Annotated in this window: 1 protein-coding gene; it reads left to right on the plus strand. The window is 41.9% G+C overall.

Annotated features, from left to right (window positions below):
• On the plus strand, positions 1 to 291 hold a 291-nt coding region (locus SB773_RS31075), incomplete at both ends, for a hypothetical protein (protein WP_410594108.1).

Here is a 291-nt window from a genome sequence, read left to right on the forward strand (position 1 = left end):
TTCGGATTCTTGATCTCCTGACCATCCTATTCTCGGCGTTTGCCGGTTATTCTTTATGGACAGGCGGAAGCAATCTTATAAGTGTCCTATTAATCATCCTATCACCGCCTCTATTGCTGCTGGCAAAGTATCATGGAAATCGATACTTATTATTTGCTGCATATATCACGACAACCGTTTATTTTACTGCTATTATTTATAATGGACTTTCCAATAGCGGTATCGACTTTTTCCAATCAAGCTTCCATGTCCTCCTGATTGGGGCAGCAGCCGTCTTGCTGAGCATCATAG

The organism is Bacillus sp. SIMBA_074 (assembly GCF_046534555.1).
GTDB lineage: Bacteria > Bacillota > Bacilli > Bacillales > Bacillaceae_G > Bacillus_A > Bacillus_A mycoides.